The organism is Streptomyces sp. HSW2009 (genome assembly GCF_040240285.1).
Classification (GTDB): Bacteria; Actinomycetota; Actinomycetes; order Streptomycetales; family Streptomycetaceae; genus Streptomyces.
The window spans coordinates 1-8,304 of record NZ_JBEHZD010000368.1 but is presented as its reverse complement, the minus strand read 5'-3'; the positions used below and the strand labels follow the sequence as shown (position 1 = coordinate 8,304).

Sequence of the window (8,304 nt, the reverse complement as noted above, 5' to 3'; positions counted from 1 at the left end):
AGCCGCCCCCGGCGCCCGGTGCCGGCTCGCGCAACGCCGGCTGGCCGCGTACCGCCCGGGCCGGATGGTGGTCGGTGACCTCCGCGTAGAGCGCCGGTCGTGCGTCGGACGCGCCGGCCGGCTCCAGGGCGCAGCGCACGACCACGCCGGTGCCGGCGTGCACCACGGCGTTGGTGACCAGTTCGCTCACCAACAGCACGGCGTCGTCCACCAACTGACCGTTGATCAGCTCGCTCTCCGGCAGCCCCTGTACGGACCAGTCGGTGAGCGCGGCCCGTACGAACTGTCGTGCCGCCGCGGGTGCGCGCACGTTGCCGGCCAGGTCGGCCCGTCGGATGCGGTCCCCGGTCGCCCCGTCAGCCAGCGGTGCGCCGAGGGGGAACCCGGTGCCGGCTGGCATCCGGGCCTCGGTCGGGGGCAGGTCGCGCGCCGTGCCGTGCTCCCGGGCGCCGTCGCCGGCCGCCGGGTGCATCGCGGCGACGTTCAGGGCCGCGGCGCGCGTTGCCGTGGCGTCCAGGGCCACTGCCCTGGCAGCCGCGTCGATGGCGGCGGCCTGCGCGGACGCGGTCTCCGCCGCGTGCTCGGCCGATGCGGCACCGGCGGGTCCATCGGCCGTGCCGTAGGCGGCGCCGACCGGCACCGTACCTGCGGTGTGCTCGACCTGACCGGCGGCTCCGGCCGATCGAGCCTGCCGCGCCGGAGCTGCCGGACCACCCGGGCCGGCCTGACGTGCCGGCCCTGGCCGATCTGCCCGGCCCATCTGGCCCGCGTGGCCTACGCGATCCGCGTGGTCCACGGTGGCCGGACCGGGCGTCCGCACCTCGGCCGCTGCCGCATCGGCCACGTCCGCCGGATGGCCCGCGGGGCGGAACGGTGCGCCGCCGGCGGTGGGTGCCGCGCCGCTGACCGCGCCGGCCCCACCGTCAGGGCCGCTCCGCGCCCCGGCACTCGTACCTGGCATCGGCTCGGTGAAGCTTCCGTCGCCGGGGGTGGTCCGTGCCCCGGTATCCGTTCCCGCTGCCGGCCCGGCGAAGCTGCGCGGGCCCGGCCCGTCCGCCGCCTCGTCGCGGCCAGGTCCCGGCCGCGCCAGGTCGGGCGGGTCGTCGCCCGGTTCGGGGCTGGTCACAGCCCGCTTGCCGTACTCGCCCGCGCTACCGCGAACGCCCGCCTGAGCATCTACTCCCATGCCCATGCCACTCCCCCGGGGGGTGCTCGTAGCCGCCGCCCGACCCCCGACGGGCTCCGGCCCCGGCGCGGCGATCGGTGACGCCCCGCGCGGACCGGATTCGGCGCGCGCCGTGCGGTGTCCAACCGTCCGCACGGCCCCGACTCCAACCCCGACAGCGTGACAGACCGCGGGCACCTAAATGCGCCAAGTTACGTAAATGAGCCACCATGAGCCGCAATACGACACGTACGGGCATAACTGCGCCCACTCGACGCGCGTTCCCTCTAACGGGTGATGAACGGCGCCGGACCTCGGGGTGACGTCCCATGCTGGCCGATCGCCCCACCCCTAACAAGGGGCGCGCGGGCGCCACCAACACTCCCCCGACCGCACGCGAGCAACCCCCGGCCACGCCGCCCACGCGCCGGCCGCGCGTCGATGTCCGGCCACCCACCGGCGTCCGGCAATCCGCCGCCGCCCCGCCGCCCCGCCGCGCAGCCGACCGCGCGACACCGGGCACGCCCACGCCCAACCCCGCGCGGCCGACGCCGCCTACGCCTCGCGCGCGCCCGCGTACATCTCCTCGATCAGCGCGCCGTACTCCCGCTCCACGACCGGCCGCTTGAGCTTGAGGCTCGGCGTCAACTCGCCGTGCTCGATGTCGAGATCGCGCGGCAGCAGCCGGAACTTCTTGATCGTCTGCCAGCGCTGGAGCCCGTCGTTGAGCTGTTGCACATAGCCCTCGATCAGCTCCTGCGTCTCCCGCGCGGCGACGACCTCGGCGTACGCCCTGCCCGCCAGCCCGTTCTCGTTCGCCCAGTCCATGATCGACGGCTCGTCCAGGGCGATCAGCGCCGTACAGAAGTTCCGGTCGGCGCCGTGCACCAGGATGTTGGAGACGTACGGGCACACCGCCTTGAACCGGCCCTCGACCTCGGCCGGCGCGATGTACTTGCCGGTCGACGTCTTGATCAGGTCCTTCTTGCGGTCGGTGATCCGCAGATAGCCGTCGGGGGAGAGTTCGCCGATGTCGCCGGTGTGGAACCAGCCGTCCGACTCCAGCACCTCGGCGGTGCGCTCGGGCTGGCCGTGGTAGCCCGCCATGATGCCGGGGCCGCGCAGCAGGATCTCGCCGTCGTCGGCGATCCGCACCTCAAGTCCGGGCAGCGCCTTGCCGACCGTACCGGTGCGGTAGTCGTACGGGTTGACGAAGCTGGCGGCGCTGGATTCGGTGAGTCCGTAGCCCTCCAGGATGTGGATTCCGGCGCCGGCGAAGAAGTAGCCGATCTCGGGCGCGAGCGCGGCCGAGCCGGAGACGCAGGCCCGCATCCGCCCGCCGAACGCCTCCCGCAACTTGCTGTACACCAGCTTGTCGGCGAGCCCGTGCTTGCTGCGCAGGCCGAACGGGACGGCCGCGGAGCCGGTGGCCCGGAAGTTGTCCTGGGAGACCTTGGCGTAGTCCCGCGCGACCTCGGCCGCCCACTGGAAGACCTTGTACTTGGCCGCGCCACCCTCCCGGGCCTTGGCCGCGACACCGTTGTAGACCTTCTCGAAGATGCGTGGCACGGCGGCCATGTAGGTGGGTCTGACCACCGGCAGATTCTCGATGATCTTGTCCACGCGGCCGTCCACCGCGGTGGTGTGCCCAACTGCGAGCTGCCCTGCGACCAGCACCTTGCCGAAGACGTGCGCCAGCGGCAGCCAGAGGTAGCCGACGTCCTCCGGCTCCAGGAGCTGGATGCCCTCGATGGCGCGGCCCATGTACGACCAGGCGTCGTGCGGCAGCCGTACGCCCTTGGGGCGACCGGTGGTGCCCGAGGTGTAGATGAGGGTGGCGAGTTGGTCCGAGCGCAGCGCGCGGACCCGGTCGAGCACGCCGTCCGGATGCTGCTCCAGGTACGCGGCGCCCCGGCGCTCCAGCTCGGCCAGCGAGAGCACCCAGCCCTCCGGGTCGCCGTCGGCCGGCACTGCGTCGGCCTCTTCGACCACCACCACGTGTGCGAGTTCCGGCAGTTCGGCGCGGTGCGCGCGGGCCTTGCGGAGTTGTTCGGCGTCCTCGGCGATGAGCACCCGGCTGCCCGAGTCGGCCAGGATGAACGCCGTCTCGTCGTCGTTGGTCGACGGGTAGACGGTGGTCGTCGCGCCGCCGATGCAGAGCACCGCGAGGTCCGCGAAGATCCACTCGACCCGGGTGCTGCACGCCAGGGCGACCCGCTCCTCGGTGGCGATCCCCAACTCGATCAGCCCGGCCGCCATCGCATAGACCCGGGTGGCCGACTCGGCCCAGCTCATCGGCTGCCAGTCGCACGGCCCCTCGCCCGAGGCCGGCGGCACCGGATAGCGGTACGCCTCCGCATCGGGTGTGGCCGCCACCCGCTCCACGAAGAGCGTGGCCATCGACGGCGGACGGTTGTCGAGCAAGGCTTGGGTGTCGGTCACGGCATCCTCCCGGGCCCGCCTCAGCGTTAGTGACTCATGAGTAACCTTCGGGCAATGATCAGAGTAGATGCCCTCGCGCCGGCACGTAAGGGGCTGCAACCTCCTTGTTTAAACAGTGACCGGCAGCCTTACGGGCCAGGTGGGAGCCGACGGCGCAGCGCCCCGGGGCGGGGGCGCGGGGTGGCAGTGGGCGGGCGCGAGGGAGGCGGCGGGACAGGCGGACAGTGGCGGGGCGGGCGTCGGGGACGGGTGCGCGCAGTGGCGGGGCGGAGCGAGCGGGCGGGCGTGACAGGGCGCGTCCGTGGGACGGATACGCGGGGCGGGGCGCGGGGGCGAGGGGCCCACAGCGGCGTTCACTGTGGGCCCCGGTGCGCTACGTTCCCTCGGGCACGCCGCGCCCTCTCACGGGTCCCGCGGCGACCGGGCCGCGCACGGGGCGCGACGGCTCACCCGCCGCGCCGCCCGCCGGGCCGCGCCCCCTACTCCCGTACTCCCGCTACTTCTTCGCCTTGGCGTCCGCGCCGTCGGAGTCCGTGGACAGCACCGCGATGAACGCCTCCTGCGGCACCTCCACGCTGCCGACCATCTTCATCCGCTTCTTGCCCTCCTTCTGCTTCTCCAGCAGCTTCCGCTTACGGGAGATGTCACCGCCGTAGCACTTGGCGAGCACGTCCTTGCGGATCGCGCGCACCGTCTCACGGGCGATGACCCGGCTGCCGATCGCGGCCTGGATGGGCACCTCGAAGTTCTGCCGCGGAATGAGCTCGCGCAACTTGGCGACCAGCCGCACGCCGTACGCGTACGCCTTGTCCTTGTGCGTGATCGCGGAGAACGCGTCCACCTTGTCGCCGTGCAGCAGGATGTCGACCTTGACGAGCGAGGAGGTCTGTTCGCCGGTGGGCTCGTAGTCGAGCGAGGCGTAACCGCGCGTCTTGGACTTGAGCTGGTCGAAGAAGTCGAAGACGATCTCGGCGAGCGGCAGCGTGTAGCGCAGTTCCACGCGGTCTTCGGAGAGGTAGTCCATGCCGAGCAGGGTGCCGCGGCGGGCCTGGCACAGCTCCATGATCGCGCCGATGAACTCGCTGGGCGCGAGCACCGTGGCCCGCACGACCGGCTCGTACACCTCGTCGATCTTGCCGGTGGGGAACTCGCTCGGGTTGGTGACGACGTGCTCCGCGCCGTCCTCCATGATCACCCGGTAGACCACGTTGGGCGCGGTGGCGATCAGATCGAGGCCGAACTCGCGCTCCAGCCGCTCCCGGATCACGTCCAGGTGCAGCAGGCCGAGGAAGCCCACCCGGAAGCCGAAGCCGAGCGCCGCCGAGGTCTCCGGCTCGTAGACCAGCGCCGCGTCGTTGAGCTGGAGCTTGTCGAGCGCGTCGCGCAGCTCCGGATAGTCCGATCCGTCCAGCGGGTACAGGCCCGAGAACACCATCGGCTTGGGGTCCTTGTAGCCGCCGAGCGGCTCCTCGGCACCCTTGCTGAAGGCGGTGATGGTGTCACCGACCTTGGACTGGCGCACGTCCTTCACGCCGGTGATCAGATAGCCCACCTCGCCGACGCCGAGCCCGTCGGACGCCTGCATCTCCGGCGACGAGACGCCGATCTCCAGGAGTTCGTGGGCGGCGCCGGTGGACATCATCCGGATGCGCTCGCGCTTGCTGAGCTGGCCGTCGACCACTCGGACGTAGGTGACCACGCCGCGGTACGAGTCGTAGACCGAGTCGAAGATCATCGCGCGGGCCGGGGCGTCCGCGTTGCCGACCGGGGCGGGGACGGTGTCCACCACCCGGTTCAGCAGCTCGGGCACGCCCTCGCCGGTCTTCGCCGAGACCTTCAGGACCTCGCTCGGGTCGCAGCCGATGAGGTGCGCGAGCTCGGCGGCGAACTTCTCGGGCTGCGCGGCCGGCAGGTCGATCTTGTTCAGCACCGGGATGATCGTGAGGTCGTTCTCCATCGCCAGGTACAGGTTGGCGAGGGTCTGGGCCTCGATGCCCTGGGCCGCGTCCACCAGCAGGATGCAGCCCTCACAGGCGGCGAGCGAGCGGGAGACCTCGTAGGTGAAGTCCACGTGCCCCGGGGTGTCGATCATGTTGAGGACGTGGGTGGAGCCCTGGCGCTCGCCCCCGGTGGGCGCCCAGGGCAACCGGACCGCCTGGGACTTGATCGTGATGCCACGCTCACGCTCGATGTCCATACGGTCCAGATACTGCGCGCGCATCTGCCGCTGGTCCACCACACCCGTCAACTGGAGCATCCGGTCGGCGAGCGTGGACTTGCCGTGGTCGATATGCGCGATGATGCAGAAGTTACGGACGAGAGCCGGGTCGGTACGGCTCGGCTCCGGTACATGGGTAGGGATCGCGGGCACGCAGGGGTCCATTCGGTGATTGAACGCAGCCAGTAGACGCAGCTAGTAGCTGGGCGAGACGTGGTGGACGTGGTGATAGTCCCGTCCATCGTCCCATGAGTGGCCGCCGCCGTCCGGATTGGGACGCCACAGCACCTGCTGGTAATCTGGACGACCGTGCCTCGTGACCTCTCTGGTGTGCGGCACGTCTGCGCAGCCGCCTTAGCGGGCGCTCCAGAACAACCGAGAAATCCGACGAACCTGCAAAGGCTCTTTCGTGGCGAACATCAAGTCCCAGATCAAGCGGAACAAGACGAACGAGAAGGCGCGCCAGCGCAACAAGGCCGTCAAGTCCTCGCTGCGCACCGCCATCCGCAAGACCCGTGAGGCCGTGGCCTCCGGTGACGTCGAGAAGGCGACCGTGGCCGCCCGCGAGGCGTCCAAGAAGCTCGACAAGGCCGCCAGCAAGGGCGTCATCCACAAGAACGCCGCTGCCAACAAGAAGTCGGCGCTGGCTGCCCAGGTTGCCACGCTGAGCGCCTGATCTACTGCTTCACCAGCGGCGACGCCCTTGAGCGGCCCGCCGCACACCGTGCGTGACGACCGCGGAGCGACCTCTACGCCCGCCGGACACGCCTCACGACACGGCGCTTGACCGAGCTACGTTCTCAACGTCGGTACGGACCCCGCGGGCCCTCTCTCCCGCGCCGTCCGACGGTCGTCCCACCAGCCCCGGAGCACCGCTCCAGGGGCGGGCAACACGACATCGCGTCGCACGCGGCCTGTTCGCCACGCGGGTGCGACGCGCTTAGCTCGCGGATTCTTCGCCAGGCCTCGCACCGCTCCGATTCCCCGGGCGGTACGGGGCCTTTGGCGTGTTCGGAGGGCGCTTGGTTGGTGTACTCGTGTGGCCTTGGGCGGGCGCCCGCATGTGGTGCGGCAGCAGCATCCGGACCCGCTGCCCGAGCCGCCGACAGCAGTCGGCACCTCCCTCGGCGTGCCCCTGGAACACCCTGGAACTCGGCCGAAACAGCACCCTGCGGCGGTTTGTCTCCGCCCCGAAACAATCGCCGTACGGCCTCCGGCCCTGTGCAGTCTGTCAGGTAATGTGCACGCCATGTCGATACCGGGGGAACAGCCCAATCCGTACGCCCAGCCACCTGCGAACCCGTACGGAAACGTCCCGCCCCAGCCCGCGGGCGGGCAGCCGCCCGGCCAGCAGAGCGGTCAGGCACCCAATCCCTACGCGTATCCGCCCACGCCCGGCGGAATGCAGCCGGGGCAGCAAGGACAGCAGGCCGGGCCCGGCCAGGTGCCAGCCGGCTACCCCGGTCAGGTTCCCGGCGGGTACGGTCCCGGCGCACCGGCTCCCGGTGCCCCCGCCGCCGGCGGCAAGGGGCGCGGCCCGCTGTGGGCGGTCGGCGGTGCCGTGGTGGCCTCGGCCGTCTGGGCCGGCGTCCTCTTCGCCACCGGCGGCTTCGGCGACGACGACCCCAAGCCGGAACTCGGCGGCTACGCCTTCACCGGCAATCTGTGCAAGATCACCGAGTACGCGCCCATCGAGGCGGCGGGGTTCACCAAGGAAGCGTCCTCCTCCACCCGCGAGAACCCGCAGGCGAACGGCACCGAGGACGAGGCGCTCGACTCGATGGACTGCAACACCGACTTCGAGCCCAGCGGCTCCAGCTCCGGCTACTCGTCCACCTGGCTCGCGACGTCGGCCCGCCTGCACCGCAAGACCGACCCGACCGCCGAGTTCGGCCCGCAGTACCGCGCCTACAAGAACCAGAAGAGCTCCAGCTACTCCTACAAGGTCAACGAGGTCGTGGGCATCGGCGACGAGGCGTACCTCGTGACCCAGGTGGACAAGGACGGCAAGGACGAGGGCAAGTACGTGATCCTCGGCATCCGGGACGGCTGGATGACTTACCAGACCTCGTGGTCCAACTACACGTCGAGCACGTCCAGCACCACGCCGCCGGACAGTGCCAAGGTCGCCGAAATGCTCAAGGAGAGCGCCAAGGCGACGATGGAGCGCCTACAGAAGAAGGCGGAGTAGCACCGGAGGGGCCACGGCCCGCTGCCCGGGCCGGCTCCAACCTCCACCGGCCGCCCACCGGCGCGGCACTTTAGCCCACCCGCCGGCTCGGCACTCGTGCCGTCCCACCGGCGCAGCGCTCGGGCCGGCCCATCGGCTCGGCTCGGGCCAGTCCCTGGCTCGGCTTGGGGGGGGGGGGGGGGGGCGCGGGCCCCCCGGGGGGGGGTGGGGTGGGAGCGTGCCATGGGGATGCCTCGACTCTGTGCAGGGTTCCGTGGGGAACTGGGTGGGTTGTGCGGATGTGCTGCG

General features: G+C 71.3%; 5 protein-coding genes. 2 read left to right on the top strand and 3 right to left on the bottom strand.

Annotated features, from left to right (window positions below; genetic code table 11):
- The 3 genes from AAHZ94_RS23560 to lepA all read right to left on the bottom strand — a co-directional run.
- Nucleotides 1-1,186: ATP-binding protein (locus AAHZ94_RS23560; protein ID WP_502964756.1), on the bottom strand; the 1,186-nt coding region annotated here is incomplete at its 3' end.
- 534 nt (nucleotides 1,187-1,720) lie between these two features.
- On the bottom strand, nucleotides 1,721-3,607 hold the full coding sequence (locus AAHZ94_RS23555; RefSeq protein ID WP_349994991.1) for an AMP-dependent synthetase/ligase: 1,887 nt from the start codon (nucleotides 3,605-3,607) through the stop codon (nucleotides 1,721-1,723).
- Nucleotides 3,608-4,103: 496 nt separating this feature from the next.
- Nucleotides 4,104-5,978, bottom strand: a complete 1,875-nt coding sequence (gene lepA, locus AAHZ94_RS23550; protein WP_349994989.1) for a translation elongation factor 4 — start codon at nucleotides 5,976-5,978, stop codon at nucleotides 4,104-4,106.
- Nucleotides 5,979-6,234: 256 nt separating this feature from the next.
- On the opposite strand from lepA, the gene rpsT reads away from it, so the two are divergent.
- The gene (rpsT, locus tag AAHZ94_RS23545) at nucleotides 6,235-6,501 is read left to right on the top strand and encodes a 30S ribosomal protein S20 (RefSeq protein WP_349994988.1); all 267 of its coding nucleotides are present in this window, start codon (nucleotides 6,235-6,237) and stop codon (nucleotides 6,499-6,501) included.
- A 573-nt stretch (nucleotides 6,502-7,074) separates the two neighbouring features.
- On the top strand, nucleotides 7,075-8,016 hold the full coding sequence (locus AAHZ94_RS23540; protein WP_349994987.1) for a hypothetical protein: 942 nt from the start codon (nucleotides 7,075-7,077) through the stop codon (nucleotides 8,014-8,016).
- Nucleotides 8,017-8,304 lie beyond the last annotated feature (288 nt).